Origin of the sequence: Pseudonocardia sp. Ae717_Ps2, assembly GCF_001932475.1 — a bacterium.
In the GTDB taxonomy this organism is placed as follows: domain Bacteria; phylum Actinomycetota; class Actinomycetes; order Mycobacteriales; family Pseudonocardiaceae; genus Pseudonocardia.
Window position 1 is genome coordinate 1 of the sequence record NZ_MCIS01000005.1, and the last position, 16,820, is coordinate 16,820.

The window sequence follows — 16,820 nt, forward strand, 5'->3', positions numbered from 1 at the left end:
GTCCGTGCCCGTGGTCGGCACCTGGGTGCACTGGGCGTTGTTCGGTGGCGAGTTCATGGGAATGGAGATCATCCCGCGGCTCTACATCATTCACGTGCTGATCCTGCCCGGGGTCATCCTCGCGCTGATCGCGGTGCACTTGGGGTTGGTGTGGTACCAGAAGCATACCCAGTTCCCCGGCGTCGGTCGGACAGAGAACAACGTCGTTGGTGTGCGCATCATGCCGCAGTTCGCCGCCAAGGGTGGCGCGTTCTTTTTCGTCGTCACCGGTGTCCTGGTGCTAATCGCCGGACTCTTCGAGATCAACCGCATCTGGTTCTTCGGGCCCTACGATCCCTCGCACGTCTCGGCCGGGTCGCAGCCCGACTTCTATATGCTCTTCTCCGAAGGGATGGGGCGGATCTTCCCGCCGTGGGAATTCTACCTGTTCGACACGTACACCATCCCGTCGGCGTTCCTGCGACCGCGGCGTTCCTGCCCGTGTTGTTCGCCGTGGCGTCCGCGTATCCGAGATCGAGCGGAGGTTCACCGGCGACAGGCGCACCACAACCTGCTCCAGCGGCCCCGGGACGTGCCTGTCCGGACGGCGCTGGGGCGATGGCGATCGCGTTCTACCTATGGTTGGTGCTCTGCGGGTTCAACGACTGGATCGCGCTGTTCTTCCACGTCTCGCTCAACGCGACGACCTGGGCGGGGCGGCTCGGGCTGCTGATCGTGCCGCCGTGTACTGGGTGGCCTACCGCTGGTGCATCGGGTTGCAGAACTCCGACCGCGCGGTGCTGGAGCACGGCCTGGAGACCGGCATCATCACGCGGCTCCCACACGGCCAGTATGTCGAGCTACACCAGCCGCTGGCCGGTCTCGACAAGGACGGCCACCCGGTCGTGCTCGACTACCAGGGCGCCTCGGTGCCGAAGCGGATGAACCAGCTGGGCGCTGGCCGGGAGGCCGGTGCCCGGCAGCCTGTTCAGCCCGGACCCGCCCGCGGAGACTGCGGCGCTCGTACGCGCCCGGCAGGAGCTGCGGGACCGGGAACGGGCCGAGGCCGACGAACGGGCCAGGGCCGGCGTCGACGCTCCCGGAGGCGGCGCAGCGGGCTGAAGCGCTCCGCCGGGCGGGGGGCTGCGCCCATGATCCGATGGCTTCCGGCGACGGTGACCATTTGGCAAGACCGGGAGATCGATGCGTTGCAGGAGCGCTTTCCCGACGTCGTTTTCCACCTCCGCGACGCGTTCGACCGTGAACAGGGTCGACCTGGAACCGAGCTCGCCTACGCACGCATCAGCCGGAACGGTGACGTTCTCTCACTCTGCTCGGCCGTCCACCGGGTAGACAGCAGCATGTCGGAATGGCGGTTGGCGGTGACACGGACGGACAAAGCCAGCGGCGCCCCGCTGGCCCTACCTGACGCAGAAGCCCGGCAATGGGCGATCGCGGTGTTCGGCCCCATCCACGCGAAGTCGGTGGTCACCGTCGTAGCGCCTCTACTGCAGGAACTCCCCATCGAGTACCGGGCTGCCACCCATTTCACCCTCAGGATCGCGCCCGGTGACCTCCCACTCGACACCGCGAAACCCTGGCACACTCGAGGAACTCGGTGAAGACCTCGCCCGGGCCCGCAGGCGAACCGGTGACCGAGTGGACGGTCGACGCCCGCGCCTCCCCGGGCAGGTGGCAGGAACCGGTGGGATGGAGAGCGCCTCGGGCGTACACCCCATCTCCAGGCAGAGGGACACCCGCTGTGGACGACGAGTCGCCGGGCGGCGGACCCGGGCCGGAAGGTTACATCTCCCCGCTGGTTCCCGTTGCCCGTATGCTGTTCCCCGTCATGCTGTTGTACTCGATCTACCTGCTGGTCGGCGGACACTACGGCCCGGGGGGCGGGTTCTCCGGCGGGCTTGTAGCTGGCCTCGCGTTCGTCCTTCGCCACATCGCCAGCGGCGAGCCCGCGGGGCGAGGAGTGACGCAGGTCCACCCGCCCGTGATCATGGGTTGGAGTGTTCCCGATTTCTTTGACGCCGGTTTAGGCTGCCAAGTCGGTTATTTTCCTGAATCCTAGCTCGTATTCGGTGGGTGTCAAGTATCCGAGGGTGGAGTGCCGTCTGCGACGGTTGTAGTAGCTCTCGATCCACACGAATGTCTGCTGTCGGACCTCGGTGACGTCGTTCCATGGCCGGGTGTGGATGAGTTCTTTCTTGTAGCTGGCGAAGAACGACTCGGCGACGGCGTTGTCGAAGCAGGTGGCGGCGAGTTCAGCCGGTCGTAGCACTTGATCTTGGTTGTTCGGCGGGACAGGATGTTCCGTGCGTGAGATGTTGATGTTGTCGGATCGGGAGGAGATCTCGAGGGGTCTCGCGGAGGGCTTGTCCTACAAGCAGATCGCCTCGGTGGTGGGTCGTGATCGGTCGGTGATCTCTCGTGAGGTCCGTCGTCACGGCGGACGCTACGAGTACCGGGCCGCGGCAGCGCAGGAACGGGCCCTGGCGGCGCGGGAGCGGCCGAAGCAGTTCGCGGTGGACCGTCACCCGCGGTTGCGCGGGATCGTGCATGCTCTGTTGCGTGGTGGCTGGTCACCGGCCTCGATCGCGGGCCGGTTGCCGACCGAGCACCCCGATGACGAGGCTTGTCGGGTGTCTCACGAGGCGATCTACCAGTGGATCTATGCCACCCCGGTGTCCACGCTGGCCCGCGAGCTGCTCGCGCTACGGTCCGGGCGCACCGCCCGACGAGGCGGCGCCAAGCCCCCACCGGCCCCGCGGATCAAGGACCCGACCTACATCGACGCCCGCCCGCCGACGCCCAGGGGCGCGCCGTGCCCGGCCACTGGGAGGGTGACCTGGTCATCGGCAAGAACGGCAAGACCGCCGTCGCCACGCTGGTCGAGCGCACCTCCCGGTTCCTGGTCCTCGTGCCCCTGACCGGCCGCGACGCGCTCACCGTCGGCCGTGGGGTCATCGCCGCCACCAGCGGTCTGCCCGCGCACATGCGGGCCTCACTGACCTGGGACTGCGGTGCCGAGATGGCCGGCCACGCCACCGTCACCAAGGGCTCGATGCCGGTGTACTCGCCCACCCACACTCGCCGTGGGAACGCGGCAGCAACGAGAACCTCAACCGCATCGTCCGCGAGTACTTCCCGAAAGGCACGGACATCACCTCGGACCCGAAATACCTGGCGATGGTGGCTTGCGACATCAACGACCGACCCCGTAAAATCCACAACTGGAAGAAGCCCTCCGAGATATTCGCCGAACTCGTTGAGCTAGATGCTTCAACCGCCTGAATTCGCCGGGGCCTGACCCCGGTTCTTGGACACGCTGAATCCAGCACTTGGTGCTGGGGAAGCGAGATGATCTGAGAATCATGGCCAGGAAGAGCTACTCCGAGGAGTTCCGTCGTCAGGCCGTGGACTTGTACGAGTCCACCCCGGGCGCCACGGTTCCGCGGTATCGCCGAGGACCTCGGCATCGTGCGCGGGACGCTGCGGCACTGGCTCGAGGTCTACGGGACCGGCAGGAAGACCGCCGCTGACCGGACACCGACCTCCAGCCCGCTGCAGTCGAGGACGGCCACGACGACGAGCCCGTCGGCGCCGACCGATGAGACGCCGGCCCAGAAGATCGCCCGGCTTGAAGCGAGGGTGGACGAGCTCGAGATCGAGACCACCAAGCTCACGACCGAGCGGGAGATCCTTCAGCGGGCGGCCAAGTATTTCGCCGGGGAGACGCGCTGGTGAGTCGCTTCCAGTTCGTCGCCGACAACTCCGCCACCTTCGAGGTGAAGCGACTCTGTGAGCTCGTCGAGATCGAGCGCTCGTCCTACTACGCCTGGGTCAAGGCCGCCCCGGCACGCGACGAGCGTGCCCGGGCCGATGTCGAGCTCGCGGAGCGGATCAGGGCCGTCCACGCCGAGGACAACACCCAAGGGGCGCCACGGACCCACCACTCCGTGGGCGAAGTGGGCGGGCCGGGCGAGGGCGTCCTCGCGGCAGGCCTGCAGGATCGGGCAGCTCATGCAGAGCGTCTTGGCTCGGCGGTCTGCTGCAGGGCCGGTCCGCTGGTGCCGACCGGGAAGAACAGCTCGACGTTGTCAGGGGCGGCGCAGGGCAGCCGCGACGCGCGGTCGACGACCGGCATGACCGGCGTGCGGCGCGTGCTGGGTACGGTCTTCATGGGCGCCTGACTTCCTCATGCAGGGGATCGGTTTGGTAGTCCGCTCTGAGGCCTCGGCGGTGCCAGCCGCCGGGGCCTCTCTGCACTCAAGACTAGTCGACGACTAGTCGGGAGTCGCGCCCTGATTCCCGTCCTACCGCACCGAGTGCGCACATATGTCCCGCGACCAGCAGATTTACCGAGTCGCGGACCTAGTCGCGATCTGCGACTAACTCGTCGTCGTGGTCCGGACGGGGAGGCGGGCCCCGGTCACGACGGTTCCGGGTGGACGGTGTCCATGTGCAGCCGCAGCCCCCGGCGTCCGCCCTGGGTGCACAGCCCGCACACCCCGCAGGACCAGGTCAGATAGTCGTCGTCGGGCAACTCGTCGCCGGGCATGACCGGGGTGCCGGTCATGAGCCGTTCGAGGTGAGCTGCCTGAGGTCGTCGCGGATCCGGTCGAGTAGAGCCAGGAGCGCCGGGCCGTGCTCGGCGAGGCCTTGCTGCTCGGCGAGGAACTGCTCGTAGAGCTCCACGTCGGCGGGCTCGGTGACTTCCTGCTCGGCGGTGAGGGTCTCGATCTCCACGGTCGACGGCGCGTCGGCATAGCGCAGCACCACGAACGAGTGCAGCGGGCGCGCGGCGGTGCGCTCCTGGGTCTCGCGTGACAGGACGCCGATGCGGACGTTGGGCAGTCCGGCCAGGGTGGCGATGCGGTCGAGCTGGGCGAGTGAGAGCGCGACCGAGCCCGGGCGCCAGCGCAGCGCGGTCTCGGTGATGACCAGGTCGAACTGCTTGGTCTCGTCGAAGAGCACGGTCTGGCGGTTCATCAGCGCCAGCACCGCGGCCGGGATCTCGTCGGCCGGGAGCAGGGTGTGGACCTCACGCAGGCGGCGGGCGTACTCGGGGGTCTGCAGCAGTCCGGGCACCACTTCGGACTGGAACACCCCGATTCCGCTGGTCTCGGTGTCGCGGCGGCCTCGCGCGTCCTGCTGGGTCGCGGCATCCGGGCGGTCGGCGTCGCGCCAGGGACGTACGCGGGTACCGGTCTCGCGGGCCAGGGCGAGCACCTCGGTGCGTTCGTCGTCGCTGGCCTGGACCCGGTCGAGCCACTGGTGGATATCTGCGATGACCAGGGCGGAGGTGCCGTTCTCCATCTTGGAGGTCTTGCTCTGTGACCAGCCGAAAGGCTGCCCGAGGGCAGCGGCCGACAGCCCAGCGGCCTGGCGGAGCTCCTTCAAGCGCGCCGCCAGGCGCTGGTGCTGAGGGTGGATCTCGGCGCGAGTCAAGGGTGCTTAGCTCGCAGCGTGCTCAGGGGTCTCGGCGCCAGTGCGCGGGGCCGGGACCAGGCGGTACTGGTCGAAGGGCACCGACAGCTCGACGGCCCGTCGGCGGATGGCGATGTAGGGGGCGGGATCCCCGCCCTCGGAGACGCCGAGGAAGTGCCCCTCGTCGTCGAAGTGCTGCAGCACGACGATGCGCTCGTCGAACATCCAGAAGTCCTGGTGGGTCCATCCGTCATCCGAGCCGAGCCAGTGCCGGTCGAGGATCCGGACCTCCTCCCCCGCCGGGAGGTTCTCGCGGGGGTAGCAGAGCAGCTGGAACCGCGTGTAGTCGGTGACCGGGTGGCCGAGCAGGCGGACGCGGCCGAAGTACTTGCCCCGGCCGACCTGGGCGTGGACGTTGGCCAGCCACTCGTCGTCGTCGACCGTGCGCGCCGGGAACGACTCGTGCGCGAGGAAGGCGTCGAAGTCGGGGTCCTCGCCGGGGATCGCGTAGGTGTCGCGGCACTCGAGCCGGAACGCCGACTCCCGGTAGGTGCGGTAGAGCTCGTTCAGGTCCTCGGGGGTCATACGGCCTCCCTCGTCGACTCGGCGGCAGCGGCCAGAACAGCCAGTGCTGGTACCTCGTGCGCACGCTCGCCAGCAGGACAGCGCAGCGTCGTGGGTGTGCCGGCGACCTCGAACCACTCCCCCGCCGCCCGGAGGGCAGTCGAGCGCGGCGCCGGCACCGCTCCTGGCTCAACACCGTGCATCACGAGCTCACGCGCGGCGCGCTCGATCAGGTCGCGCGGCACCCTCACCAGCTGGGGCGTCGCGACATAGCCCTGCACAATCACCGAGCCGCGCTCGGTGAGCCACGCGGTCGGACAGTTGCCGTTGCGGCACTCCATCGTCCCGGCGAGCAGCTGCATGCCCATGAGGTCCGCCTTCCGTTGAGCCGTGATCCTAGTACTCCGAAGACTAAGCGCGACTAGTCGGGCTGGCAACGACGCCGGCGAGACCCGGCGCAGGATCCCGGTCGACGAGTGCGGGAGCCGTCGAGAAATTTCCGGCGTCGCGCGCGTACGCGTACGTCGCGTTGCTCGGTCCCTGGTGGCGGCAGGTTGCTCGCCGGAAATTTCCCCGGGCGGCTCAGGAGCGGTCCCCTCCTCGCCGTGCATGCGAGCGGGCCCGACGCCGCCGGTGCGGGTGGGACACCGAACGACCGCGGCGGGGCCGGCCGCCGCTCGCACGCTCGCCCGGCTCCAGCCTCATCTGCTCCGGACTCGAACCCGCAAGCAGCACGAACGCTCCCCCCTGCCCCGCCCTGCCGGTCGTCGACCGGCGCTCGCCAGAGCTCGATGGGAGGGATCCGAGTGCGGGAGCCACTCCGCGGGCAGGACGGCTCTGCCTGCAGTCCGGGGCCGTCCACCCGGGGCCCGCGGATTCGATCGTCCGCCCCGCGGCGTCGCTGACATGCCAGCTTCGGCGACACGGCCCGGCGCTCGACCCGGGCTGGGCGCGATCCCCTCGGGACTTTCCAGGCCGGCACACGCGCCGGAGATCGCCCACCGGATCGAGTGGGTCGGACGCAGACCGGCGCCTCCTCGATCCGGAAATGTCCGTGGAAATTGGGTCTCGCGGTTCCGGGCGGCTTCTACGCAACGCACGCGTACGCGCGCGGCGGCCCGGCAGGATGCGGGCACGCCCGGGTCTTCTACTCCCCCGGGCACCGGCCGCGCTGCTGACGCGTCGACAGGACCGGGAGACGTCGGCTCCCCTTTGGAGCTGCTGAGCACGCCCCTCGACGCGTCTCGCCTCACGGGCCCTACGTCGAAGCCGCCCAGTCCGGAATGGCGCGCCTGCGAGCTCTGTACCGCGACCTGACCAGGAACAACTGCGTCAGGAACCGACGACGTAGCCCCGGCGGACGCCCCCCGCCCTTCATAAGGGACGTCACGCCCAGCCTGAGGGACCGATCGCGCGGCTGACGCTGGTTCACCCGAGAGCCGCTGGAAGTTGCGTAGTTACTGGTCACAGGCTCACCGCGCCCTGGACGGGTGCTCGCATCCCCTTCCGGAGGTCAGATCGACGCGCAGCAGGCGCGGGAACGCCTGTCTCGGCTGGTCAGAAGGCATCTGCAGGGCCTGAACGGGCACTCACCCCGCCAGGGACTCGGCTGGATGCCCGCGCCGAGCACGCGCGGCCGGCTGCCCACCTCCGCGGCCTTCCCAATCAGGCCTCGCCACCAGTTGCGATACTGTCTCGCTAATAGATGTTGTCGAATCCGCCGTCTCCGGCAGGTTCGCACGGGCTTCGGGCCGGGCGAGAACGCGGCGAAGGTGCTGGTCCGGCCGGGTGTCCGGCTGCGTGTCCGGCCGGACCAGCCGCGTTCGGCAGCCGTGCGCGATGCCGAGGATCGAGCGGGCACATTCGGTGACCTCGTAGCCCCCGGGGCGCCGCGGGCTCGCTGCTCGGAGACACGCTCACGCGGGCTCTCGGCCACACCGCGAACGTCGGTACAGTTCCCGGTACCGAACCAAGCGGGTGAGTGGAGCGAGGATGCGCGAGGGTTCGCTGGTCGCCAGGGCAGACGAGCACGGACATGAGGTTCTGGTCGCCTACCGGCCGGTGCATTTCACGCTGGACGACACCGCGCGTGCGATGCACGCCGTGGTGGACCCCCACCTGCGGAAGGTCTCCTCCCGCGCCCGGGTCGGCCGCAGCCTGGTGCGCGACGTTCTGCGCCAGATCGCGATCGACGACTGGCCGGCCGACTTCGTGGCCGATCCGGAGCGTGTGGACCACTGGCGGAAGTGGCTGGTCGCGCATGGGGTATTCCGTTCAGACGACGGCTGAGCGCACGGGCGACCGTGTCGTGCGATAACCCGGTTATAGGCGCGAGGCACTCTCCGAGGACCTCGGTGCAGCACGATGTCGCCGAGCGCCGACGTCGTTCGCCCAGGGCCTCATCGGCGGGTCGCTTCGAAACGGAATCCTTCGCTACCGAGCGATTGACCCCGGGCGGCAGATTGAGCCGCCAGCGAGCACGTCGACCGAAGAGCTGCGCACCCTGCCGACGAGAAGACGGTGATAACCGGGTTATACCGTCGCCGTGGTGCGCGACCCTGACGCCACACGCCGTGGGATGGCGTCGGAGCGCAGGCGTGCAGATGGCATCATCTGACACGACTTATCCGAAGTAGCGCCCCGATTCCGGGCCGTGAAGTCCACGGAAAGGTGGCCATCTTGGCCAGAGTTCACGCTGTGTGCTGCCAGAAGGGCGGCGTCGGCAAGACCACGATCACCGTCAACCTCGCTGCGGTCGTCGACCAGGTACTGGGGGGCGACGATCCGTCCGTCCTGGTCGTCGGTACCGACCCACAGCGATCGATGGATTGGTGGGCGAGCCGAGTCGGTGATGACATCCCGTTCGCCTACACCGAGACCGACGACCCAAGCGATCTTGAGCGGCTGCGCGATGCCGACTACGCGCACGTGTTCGTCGACACCCCAGGCAGCCTGGAGAACGAGCACATCCTCCGGTCGGTCCTGAAGAGCGCCGACGACGCGATCGTTCCGATCACGACGGAGCCGCTCACCTTCGTGCCGGCAGACACGACGATCACCCAGGTCGTTGAGCCGCTGGGTGTCCCCTACACCGTCGTGGTGAATCTCTGGGATCCACGCGACGGCCGGGTCGACCTCGACGACACCCTCGCCTTCGCTCGGAAGAAGAACTGGCCGCTGGCGAACTCGGTCGTCCGTCGGTACAAGATCCACAGCCGGGCGGCGGCCGAGGGCGTGGTCTGCACCCAGTACGCCAAGAGCCGCGTGGCCTTGGAGGCGCAGCAGGACATCCTGCGGCTGGCACTCGAGCTCGGCTACGGACGCACCCGATGAGCGAGGTGGCCGCGAGCGCATCGGACTCTGGGGTCGGCGCGCCGGCGAAGAAGCGCAAGCGGGGGCGAGTCTCGTTCAGCTCCGATGTCTTCGCCGAGGAGACCTCGCTGCACGCTCTGGCCGACGGCGGGGCGTCCCAGCGCCGGATCCCGTTGTCCGACTTGGCCCACAATCCGCGCAACCCGCGTTACGGCTACGACGACTCCGCGATCGAGGAGCTCGCCGACAGCCTTCGGGAGCACCATCAGCTGCAGCCAGCGACGGTGGTCGCCCGAGATGTCTACCTTGCTCACTATCCCGAGGACGCGGATCAGCTCGGGACCGCGTCGTGGGTGGTCCTCATCGGAAACCGCCGGCTCGCAGCCGCCCACCTGGCCGGGTTGACCCATCTCGTGGCATCGGTCGAGGATCGGCTCGGCGGAGCGGACCCGATGCTGGCCGAGGCCACGCTCGTCGAGAACATCCACCGCCAGGACCTCCCCCCACTGCTGGAGGCCAGGGAGCTCCAAGGCCTTGTCGAGCGGCATGGTTCGCAACGCGCGGCGGCGAAGCGTGTCGCGAAGACCCAGGCGTGGGTCTCCCAACGGCTGTCTCTCCTCAAGCTCACCCCTGAGCTACAGGAGCAGCTCCGCGCCGGCGAGCTATCGGTGAAGGAAGCCCGAACCGTCGCCTCGGTTCCCGCGGAGGAACAGGCGGAGAAGCTCAAGACTCTGCGCGACAAGCCACCTGCTGTGGAGGTCGTGACCTCTTCCGCTGGCGCTGATGCCGATGCTGAGGCTGCGAACGGGTCCTCCTCCCCCGTTCCGGCGTCCGAGCCGGGCGCTCGTGACGAGGCTGTGGACGTCGACAAGATCGCCCGGCGCCTGCGTCGGCAGCTGGACGACGACGGGCTGGAAGCGCTGATCGGCGCGCTGACCGCGCTTCGGCGTTGAAGTCGATAACCCGGTTATCGCCGACCCACAGTCGATAACCGGGTTATCGGTCGCTCGCTCGCAGCGGGTTCCGATAACCCGGTTATCGGCCGCCCCGGCGCGGCTCAGCCGTGCGCCAGGTCGGAGAACCGGCTGTAGTGCAGCTGGTGGGCCACCGTGATCGTCGTGGTCGGGCCGTTACGGTGCTTGGCCAGGATCAGGTCCGCCTCGCCGGCGCGCGGATCGTCCTGTTCGAACGCGTCGGGCCGGTGCAGCAGGACCACCATGTCGGCGTCCTGCTCGATCGAACCGGACTCACGCAGGTCCGACAGCATCGGCCGCTTGTCCGTGCGCTGCTCGGGACCACGGTTCAGCTGGCTCATCGCCACCACCGGCACCTCGAGCTCCTTCGCGATCAGCTTGATTTGACGCGAGAACTCGGACACCTCCTGCTGACGTGACTCGACCTTGCGGCCCGAGGTCATCAGCTGCAGGTAGTCCAGGATGATCAGCTTCAGGTCGTAGCGCTGCTTCATCCGGCGCGCCTTGGCCCGGATCTCCATGAGCGTCAGGTTCGGCGAGTCGTCGATGTAGAGCGGCGCCTCGGAGATCTCCGACATCCGCCGCGCCATCCGCGTCCAGTCCTCGTCCGACATCCGGCCGGCGCGCATGTCGGCCAGCCGGATCCGCGCCTCCGCCGAGAGCAGACGCATGACGATCTCGGACTTGCTCATCTCCAGCGAGAAGAACGCGCTGGTCATGCCGTTCTTGATGGAGCACGACCGGGCGAAGTCAAGGCCGAGGGTCGACTTGCCCAGACCCGGACGGGCCGCGACGACGACCATCTGCCCCGGGTGCAGGCCGTTGGTCACGGCGTCGAGATCGGCGAACCCGGTCGGCACGCCCGCGGCCATCCCGCCCTGGGAGGCGATCGCGTCGATCTCGTCCATGGTGGGCTGGAGCAGCTCCTCCAGCACCGTGTAGTCCTCGGTGGTGGTGCGCTCGGTGACCTCGTAGACCGCGGCCTGTGCCCGGTCGACGACCTCCTCGACCTCACCGCCCTCGTTGCCGTGGTAGCCGAGCTGCACGATCCGGGTGCCGGCCTCGACCAGCCGCCGCAGGATCGCCTTCTCCCCGACGATCTCGGCGTAGTACGCCGCGTTCGCCGCGGTCGGCACGGTCGCGATCAGGGTGTGCAGGTACGGCGCCCCTCCCAGCCGCACGAGCTCGCCGCGCCGCTGCAGCTCCGCCGACACGGTCACCGCGTCGGCCGGCTCCCCACGGCCGTAGAGGTCCAGGATCGTCTCGTAGACGGTCTGGTGCGCGGGCCGGTAGAAGTCCTCCGGGCGCAGCACCTCGACCACGTCGGCGATCGCGTCCTTGCTCAGCAGCATGCCGCCGAGCACGGACTGTTCCGCGGTGAGGTCCTGTGGGGGCTGACGGTCGAAGGTGCCGCTGGCTACGGACCCATTACCAGGTAATGATTCGCTGCCGTGGGCCTGATCGTGGTCGATGGGCTCGGCTGTCAACGGAACCTCCGGGGGGCTCGGCGGAGCGGACGGGCGGCGTGGGAGGTGCGCTCGACGCGGGCGCGGGCGAGCGCACGTTCGTGGGCGGAGCCCGCCTCGCCGATGTCGGCGCCGTTGTCGTGCGGAGAGCCGGTGCCCGGGGAGGAACTCGCCGGGGCCGCGGCTGCGGTGGGCTCGGATGGCTCGGCCGGTGGGGGAGTGGCGGTGCGGCGCTGGCGGCCCGCGTCGAGGTCGCGGCTGATCCGGCGGTAGTGGCGCTTGCTGTCCTCGGGGGTGGCGACCTCGGCGGCGGGTCGGGGGGCGTTGCGGCTGGCGGTGAACTCGGCCGCCCAGCGGCGGACGAGGGCAGAGCGTGCGGCGCGGTGGTCGTCGCTGGTGATGTGCAGGTCGGTGGGGGACAGGTCAGCGGCGCCGTAGGGCAGCCGGTCAGCGGCGGCCTGGCCGTGTTCGGCGGCAGTCTGGCGGCGATGGCGGGCGTCGGCCGAGGGGGAGACCAGCGGGCCGCGATCGTCGCTCCAGCGGCGCAGACGGTGGCGCAGCCAGCCATCAGGGCTCCGGAGCTCGGCTGCCGGGCAACGGTGCACGGCGCGGGCGGGGCCGTCGGCGGTGGGCTGGTGGGCGATAGCGAAGCGCAGGTCGTTGTTGGTCCACCCGGCTTCCCACCAGCGGCGGACGATGGCGCGGATCCAGCGCGGCGTCAGCCGCCGCAGGGCGGGGTCGGAGCGCAGCTCCGCGGCCGCCGCGAGCATCTCAGCCCCGGTCACCGGCACGCGATCAGCGAAATAGCCGCCCTGTTTTTCCTCGTGGCCTGGCCCGGTAGGGCCGAATACGTTTCGTGAAGGTGAGTTGATCTCGGAACTGTGGACACACGCTCTCGCGCGTGTAAGAACCCCTGTAGGAATCTTAGAGGGATTACTAAGTGGGTGGGTTGGGGTCCAAGTTGTGTCCTGTTCGGTCTGTGCCGTGGCCTCGGGCCGAGGGCTACTGGCGGCCTCCGGCAAGGTCGGGATGCCCCTCTCAGCGGCCTCAGTGGCCGGCACACGCAGCTGATAGACCGCGGCCCGGTTCCCGGAGAGGTGCTGCAGGGCGATCGGGCGGTACTGCGGGGTGGACCCGCCCTCGACGCGGGACAGCCAGCCCTGGCGCTGCAGTTCGGCGAGCCAGGCGGCGGTCGAGCTGCGCCGCCAGCCGCTGGCGAGTTGGAGGCGGTCCCAGGTCGGCCAGCTGGTGTGGGCGTCCCAGTCCGCGCGGCGGGCCAGTTCCTCGAGCAGTCCACGCAGCCGTCCTGCCGCGTCGCGGCGGATCTGCTGGTACCAGGGCGAGCCCAGGAGCCCGCGGTACCAGTCCAGCGCGGTGCGGGGGAGTGCAGTGACCGCGTCCAGAGCCGTCGCGAGATCGTCGGGGGTGGAGGTCGTGTCTGCGAGCTCGGACGGCGAGATGTCGCCGCCGCCGGCGAACCAGCACGGCCCGCAGACGACCGAGCGCAGTGGGGTGTCGCGCGTGCTGCCGGAGCGTCGTCGACAGCTCACACACAGCTGAGGAGCCGCCGGGTCGGACTCGGCCTCCCCCGTTCCACAGGAGACGGCGAGGGCCGACATGGTCTGATCGAGGAGCAGCTGCCGCGACGGCGGCTGCAGCGGCACGGGTGCATTGATCGAGGTCGGGCCGGGGTTTGGGTGTGCGGCGATGACAGATCGGCGGTTGTTCAGCGTCGCCGACGAGCTGAGGGCACGTGGGCACGACGAACTCGCCCCGTGTCTGTCATGGTCGCGTTCCGGCCCAGGGTGTATCCTGGACACGCGAAAGCGCCCCTTCTTGGACGGATGGGGATTGGCCCCGGTTCGCCGGGGCTACGGCGTCAGCTCGGGTGCACGACCGACTGATGCGAGAGCGATTCGAGGCGGCCCCCGGGCTAGGGGGCCGCCTCGATCTCGTTAGGAGGCCTTGGTCAGCGGCCGCTCCTGTGTCGTCATGTACTGCACGGGGATCTGGCCCGGCATCTCGAAGGCGTGCCGAAGCCCGATCTCGATTAGGGCGCCACTCACGATCGAGAGGTTCCGGTCCAGGTCGCGCGCGAGGGCACGCACCTGCACGTTGTCGGCAACCGGGATCCGCACAGTCAGAGCGGAGCTGTCGGCCGCGGTGTAACGCGCGGGAAGCGTCGCTGGCAGCTCAGAGACCCGCTGCAATCCTTGTGAGACGAGATCTGCTCCGACCTCGGACCAGGTCAGGCCTCGCCGTGCGGCAAGGTCTTTGAGCGCTGCCTCGACCGCGAGCGGCAGTCGAGGAAAGATCACAACGCGGGAGCCCTTCGAGGGGCGTCCCTTCGCGCGGCCTGATGATCTCCTCGGCATGGGAGGCATCATGGTCCATATTCTGAAGCTCGGATAGTCGACACGCCGCGCAGCCTGCAACCGTGAGGTCGCACCGTGTCGTGGCCCGCGATCTGCTCTGCCAAGACGAGCACTCGAGCGAAGAGGCTTCCGTGCTGTGTGGACCCGGGCGCCGCCGAAAGATAGGTGGCCCTCTGGGTGAGCGTCGTCCACTGTCGGCCGGTCTCGAGCTCCGGGGACGTCCGGGCTAGATCAGTACGGACCAGTGGGGTACGTCGGCATGATCGCGGTAGGGCTGGCGGCTGGGGCGTTCGTGGTCCGCCGGTGGCAGTACACAACCCGCGAGGCTGGGACAGCCCCCCTCAACGGTGGCATCGTTGCGCGCTCCGAGGCCTACCGCCGGATGATCGGAGAACACTGCTCGGGCGTTCGCTGGCGCGATCACCATCCGCCGCTGCTCCGCGTTGAGCGGACCGACGCCCAACTCACTCAGCGCTTTGTACATGCCGCTGGCTCGCTCGGTAGCGGCCGCCGGCGCGGTCGCGTCGTCGTCCTGTGGCGTTCTGGCGCCTTTTCGCCACGGCCAGGGTTTACGCACCATCGCTCAGCGCTCCTCGGCGTCTTGGATCTCTTCGAGCCGGATTCGTACTCGGCGGGCTGTGGCCTCGTCGGCGAGCAGCACGTCGACGGCGGCCCGCAGTACGTCTTGGGTGGTGAGCCGCGTCCGGCCCAGCGTCACCGCTGTGTCGAGTCGCCACGTCGCTAGTGCCTTGTGATTGGCCTGGGTGAGGTCCACGGTCTGGCGGACCTTCCGGTCGCTGTCGGGGGCCGGTCGCGGCTGGGCCTTCTCTGCGGCCGCTGATTCGGCCGCTGCGGCCTTCTCTGAGCGGTCCCGCAGTGATCGGGCCCGGCTTCTAGCGTCGCTCATCGGATCGAGGTCCCCGTCAGCTCGGTGAGTGCGTCCCCGTAGGCCGTGGCTGCCGCCCGCTCGATCGGCCCGCCGAACGACTGCGCGAACCGTTGAAGCTGGGAGACGTGCGACCGCAACACCCGCCAGCCCTCGGACTCCAACAGCTCCCGGTACTCGGCGTTGGCCACGGCGCGGGGGTTGGTCCGGGTGAACATCGCCGCTGCCTGCGGCGGAGTCTCATGTCGACCTAGGTGTGCTAGGTCGTCGATCAGCTCCTTCACCACGGGCATCCGCTCCACCTCGGCCGAGGACGGGGCCAGGGGGACCAGGACGTGGGTGGCGGCGCGGATCGCTGACTCGACGATGCCTCGTTCCTTCTCGGTGGGCGGGGTGTCGATGACGACGGCGTCGTAGTCGCCGGCTTCGAGGTCCACCCCGACGCCGGGGACGTGCAGCCGCCCTGTGGCCATGCCCCGCACGGGGATGCTCCATTCCGCCATCTCGGCCCAGCGGGTGATGCTGGCCTGCGGGTCGGCGTCGATGATCAGGACGCGGTGGCCGTTCTCGGCCAGGGCGTGAGCGAGGAACGCCGAGCTGGTCGTCTTGGTGCTCCCGCCCTTCAGATTCATGACGATGAGGATCACGCCAACTCCCAGGGTTCAGGTGACTCAGGTAGTGCAGTGGCTCAGTTAGTGCAGTAGTTCAGCAGATCAGGCTTCTCAGGGCCAGCGTGACAGGCGCTCTCGCGACGGCTCAGTGGGGCCAGCGAACAGCACGCATCTGCACGGCGTCTCCGTCCACCGCGCTCACACCCCGGACGAACGCCACCGCTCGATCGGCAAAGGTCACCACACACAAGCCCTGGCCCCGGACGTACGGGATGCTCTGGATCTCCCGGCGGCCCAACGCCTGCACCCCGAGCTGGGCGACGCACTCTTCGTATGTCGGGTCGCGCTCCTCGGTCCACAGCGCGGCCGGCCCACCGCCGTCCACCGCAAGGGTGCCGTCGCCGGAGTCGAACCGCACGGTCGACGTGCCGCCGATCGTGTCGACCTTCGGCGGTTGCTCGCTCATGTTGACGCCAGGGTCAGTGATGCGCAGTGTCCCGGTCCAGGTCGCGGCCCGTGGTGGTGGCGGTTGTGCCGGCGGACCAGCGACCGGCTGCCTGGACGGGTTCGGAGCCCCTGTCGGACCGCTGACCGCGGCACTGGACTGGATCGCCAGGCAGCCGCTCATGACGAACAGCAGACCGACCCCCGCCAGCAACACCGGTTTGAGACAGCCGCCACCAGTCCGCCGCTCCCTCCGGATCACGCCACCGCCTCGACTCCACGCCTACCCGCCCGATCTGAGGCGGACCTGGGCTCAGTCATCGACGGCCCCTCCACCGCGCCATCCAATCCGCGATCTCGGGGGCGGCCATCGGTGCAGGGAGCTGACGAATCTGGTCCTCGATGATCGTCGGCCCCTGGCGGGGGTTGCCCCGCTCTCCCCGCGCCCGGAGCCATTGCCGGGTCCGAACGCTCCACGGCCGCGACGGCGGACGCACCGACCCGGGACTGACCGTCAACATCGCGACGAAATTCCCGTCATCGCGCATGACGATGCTCGCCGCACGCAGCAGCAGGATCACCCCGACCGCGATCAGCACGACGCCCACAAGCGACAGCATCGCGCCCTCCATCTCGGATCTCGTCACGTGCCGAGCCCGATCAGCATCGCACGCGAGCGGTTTCCGCGTTTCGCTGATCACCGACGCCGGTAGGCGTGCCGAGTGCGCCAGGCGCGCTGGATCTCCCAGCGCGACCGGCCCCACTCGGCA

At 69.1% G+C, this 16,820-nt stretch carries 17 protein-coding genes and 4 pseudogenes; 9 read left to right on the forward strand and 12 right to left on the reverse strand.

Going from position 1 to position 16,820, the window contains the following annotated elements:
• The 3 genes and pseudogenes from Ae717Ps2_RS35625 to Ae717Ps2_RS30365 all read left to right on the forward strand — a co-directional run.
• Positions 1-1,101 (forward strand): annotated as a pseudogene (locus tag Ae717Ps2_RS35625) (cytochrome bc complex cytochrome b subunit); the annotation flags it as partial.
• A 29-nt stretch (positions 1,102-1,130) separates the two neighbouring features.
• On the forward strand, positions 1,131-1,601 hold the full coding sequence (locus Ae717Ps2_RS30360; protein ID WP_143510675.1) for a hypothetical protein: 471 nt from the start codon (positions 1,131-1,133) through the stop codon (positions 1,599-1,601).
• Positions 1,602-1,813: 212 nt separating this feature from the next.
• On the forward strand, positions 1,814-2,059 hold the full coding sequence (locus Ae717Ps2_RS30365; RefSeq protein WP_075334512.1) for an MnhB domain-containing protein: 246 nt from the start codon (positions 1,814-1,816) through the stop codon (positions 2,057-2,059).
• Here Ae717Ps2_RS30365 and Ae717Ps2_RS30370 read toward each other — a convergent pair.
• Positions 2,024-2,269 carry an integrase core domain-containing protein gene (locus tag Ae717Ps2_RS30370; RefSeq protein ID WP_158071577.1) on the reverse strand — a complete coding sequence of 82 codons (246 nt, stop codon included), beginning with the start codon at positions 2,267-2,269 and terminating at the stop codon, positions 2,024-2,026. The genes Ae717Ps2_RS30365 and Ae717Ps2_RS30370 overlap by 36 nt on opposite strands.
• A gap of 49 nt (positions 2,270-2,318) precedes the next feature.
• Here Ae717Ps2_RS30370 and Ae717Ps2_RS40625 point away from each other — a divergent pair.
• The 3 pseudogenes from Ae717Ps2_RS40625 to Ae717Ps2_RS35635 form a co-directional block, all read left to right on the forward strand.
• Positions 2,319-2,423, forward strand: a pseudogene (locus Ae717Ps2_RS40625) (helix-turn-helix domain-containing protein); the annotation flags it as partial.
• 230 nt (positions 2,424-2,653) lie between these two features.
• Positions 2,654-3,004, forward strand: a pseudogene (locus Ae717Ps2_RS40630) (transposase); the annotation flags it as partial.
• A gap of 358 nt (positions 3,005-3,362) precedes the next feature.
• Positions 3,363-3,980 (forward strand): annotated as a pseudogene (locus Ae717Ps2_RS35635) (transposase); the annotation flags it as partial.
• Between the two features lie 440 nt (positions 3,981-4,420).
• On the opposite strand, the gene Ae717Ps2_RS37570 reads toward Ae717Ps2_RS35635, so the two are convergent.
• From Ae717Ps2_RS37570 to Ae717Ps2_RS30405, 4 genes are read right to left on the reverse strand one after another with little or no spacing between them, the layout of a single operon-like run.
• The gene (locus tag Ae717Ps2_RS37570) at positions 4,421-4,567 is read right to left on the reverse strand and encodes a hypothetical protein (protein ID WP_158071578.1); all 147 of its coding nucleotides are present in this window, start codon (positions 4,565-4,567) and stop codon (positions 4,421-4,423) included.
• Complete coding sequence (locus tag Ae717Ps2_RS30395) at positions 4,564-5,439, reverse strand: DUF5753 domain-containing protein (protein WP_075313259.1); 876 nt, start codon at positions 5,437-5,439, stop codon at positions 4,564-4,566. Before Ae717Ps2_RS30395 ends, Ae717Ps2_RS37570 begins: the two co-directional genes overlap by 4 nt.
• A 6-nt stretch (positions 5,440-5,445) precedes the next feature.
• Entirely contained in the window at positions 5,446-6,003 is a 558-nt protein-coding gene (locus tag Ae717Ps2_RS30400; RefSeq protein WP_075313258.1) for a DUF6879 family protein, read from the reverse strand.
• Positions 6,000-6,350, reverse strand: coding sequence for a hypothetical protein (locus Ae717Ps2_RS30405; RefSeq protein WP_075313257.1), 351 nt, complete (start codon positions 6,348-6,350; stop codon positions 6,000-6,002). The genes Ae717Ps2_RS30400 and Ae717Ps2_RS30405 overlap by 4 nt, the downstream gene beginning before the upstream one ends.
• Positions 6,351-7,974: 1,624 nt before the next feature.
• Here Ae717Ps2_RS30405 and Ae717Ps2_RS30410 point away from each other — a divergent pair.
• From Ae717Ps2_RS30410 to Ae717Ps2_RS30420, 3 genes are all read left to right on the forward strand, one after another.
• Entirely contained in the window at positions 7,975-8,271 is a 297-nt protein-coding gene (locus tag Ae717Ps2_RS30410; RefSeq protein ID WP_075313256.1) for a hypothetical protein, read from the forward strand.
• Positions 8,272-8,679: 408 nt separating this feature from the next.
• The gene (locus Ae717Ps2_RS30415; protein ID WP_233147839.1) at positions 8,680-9,315 is read left to right on the forward strand and encodes a ParA family protein; all 636 of its coding nucleotides are present in this window, start codon (positions 8,680-8,682) and stop codon (positions 9,313-9,315) included.
• A complete protein-coding gene (locus Ae717Ps2_RS30420; RefSeq protein ID WP_075313255.1) occupies positions 9,312-10,247 on the forward strand; it encodes a ParB/RepB/Spo0J family partition protein in 936 nt (311 codons plus the stop codon). Before Ae717Ps2_RS30415 ends, Ae717Ps2_RS30420 begins: the two co-directional genes overlap by 4 nt.
• 104 nt (positions 10,248-10,351) lie before the next feature.
• Here the strand turns inward: Ae717Ps2_RS30420 and dnaB are convergent, their stop codons facing one another.
• The 7 genes from dnaB to Ae717Ps2_RS30460 form a co-directional block, all read right to left on the reverse strand.
• Positions 10,352-11,740, reverse strand: coding sequence for a replicative DNA helicase (dnaB, locus tag Ae717Ps2_RS30425; RefSeq protein WP_075334529.1), 1,389 nt, complete (start codon positions 11,738-11,740; stop codon positions 10,352-10,354).
• Positions 11,741-11,751: 11 nt separating this feature from the next.
• Positions 11,752-13,398 (reverse strand): hypothetical protein, encoded by a 1,647-nt coding sequence (locus Ae717Ps2_RS36655; RefSeq protein ID WP_139319126.1) that lies wholly within the window; start codon positions 13,396-13,398, stop codon positions 11,752-11,754.
• A gap of 291 nt (positions 13,399-13,689) precedes the next feature.
• Positions 13,690-14,121: a hypothetical protein gene (locus tag Ae717Ps2_RS36660; RefSeq protein ID WP_139319254.1), complete on the reverse strand. Its 432-nt coding sequence runs from the start codon at positions 14,119-14,121 to the stop codon at positions 13,690-13,692.
• Between the two features lie 571 nt (positions 14,122-14,692).
• On the reverse strand, positions 14,693-14,884 hold the full coding sequence (locus Ae717Ps2_RS30445; RefSeq protein ID WP_075313251.1) for a hypothetical protein: 192 nt from the start codon (positions 14,882-14,884) through the stop codon (positions 14,693-14,695).
• Positions 14,885-15,012: 128 nt separating this feature from the next.
• Positions 15,013-15,627 carry a ParA family protein gene (locus Ae717Ps2_RS30450; protein WP_075313283.1) on the reverse strand — a complete coding sequence of 205 codons (615 nt, stop codon included), beginning with the start codon at positions 15,625-15,627 and terminating at the stop codon, positions 15,013-15,015.
• Positions 15,628-15,751: 124 nt separating this feature from the next.
• Complete coding sequence (locus tag Ae717Ps2_RS30455; RefSeq protein ID WP_075334514.1) at positions 15,752-16,072, reverse strand: hypothetical protein; 321 nt, start codon at positions 16,070-16,072, stop codon at positions 15,752-15,754.
• A gap of 295 nt (positions 16,073-16,367) precedes the next feature.
• Complete coding sequence (locus Ae717Ps2_RS30460; protein ID WP_075334515.1) at positions 16,368-16,682, reverse strand: hypothetical protein; 315 nt, start codon at positions 16,680-16,682, stop codon at positions 16,368-16,370.
• Between the last annotated feature and the right edge of the window lie 138 nt (positions 16,683-16,820).

What these genes read in the sequence shown, in the direction of transcription:
- Ae717Ps2_RS30365 (WP_075334512.1), top strand. Translation starts at nt 1,814, where the DNA reads ATGCTGTTCCCCGTCATGCTGTTGTACTCGATCTACCTGCTGGTCGGC.
- Ae717Ps2_RS30400 (WP_075313258.1), bottom strand. Translation starts at nt 6,003, where the DNA reads ATGACCCCCGAGGACCTGAACGAGCTCTACCGCACCTACCGGGAGTCG.
- Ae717Ps2_RS37570 (WP_158071578.1), bottom strand. Translation starts at nt 4,567, where the DNA reads ATGACCGGCACCCCGGTCATGCCCGGCGACGAGTTGCCCGACGACGAC.
- Ae717Ps2_RS30360 (WP_143510675.1), top strand. Translation starts at nt 1,131, where the DNA reads ATGATCCGATGGCTTCCGGCGACGGTGACCATTTGGCAAGACCGGGAG.
- Ae717Ps2_RS36660 (WP_139319254.1), bottom strand. Translation starts at nt 14,121, where the DNA reads ATGATGCCTCCCATGCCGAGGAGATCATCAGGCCGCGCGAAGGGACGC.
- Ae717Ps2_RS30420 (WP_075313255.1), top strand. Translation starts at nt 9,312, where the DNA reads ATGAGCGAGGTGGCCGCGAGCGCATCGGACTCTGGGGTCGGCGCGCCG.
- Ae717Ps2_RS30450 (WP_075313283.1), bottom strand. Translation starts at nt 15,627, where the DNA reads ATGAATCTGAAGGGCGGGAGCACCAAGACGACCAGCTCGGCGTTCCTC.
- Ae717Ps2_RS30405 (WP_075313257.1), bottom strand. Translation starts at nt 6,350, where the DNA reads ATGGGCATGCAGCTGCTCGCCGGGACGATGGAGTGCCGCAACGGCAAC.
- Ae717Ps2_RS30410 (WP_075313256.1), top strand. Translation starts at nt 7,975, where the DNA reads ATGCGCGAGGGTTCGCTGGTCGCCAGGGCAGACGAGCACGGACATGAG.
- Ae717Ps2_RS30455 (WP_075334514.1), bottom strand. Translation starts at nt 16,072, where the DNA reads ATGAGCGAGCAACCGCCGAAGGTCGACACGATCGGCGGCACGTCGACC.
- Ae717Ps2_RS30460 (WP_075334515.1), bottom strand. Translation starts at nt 16,682, where the DNA reads ATGGAGGGCGCGATGCTGTCGCTTGTGGGCGTCGTGCTGATCGCGGTC.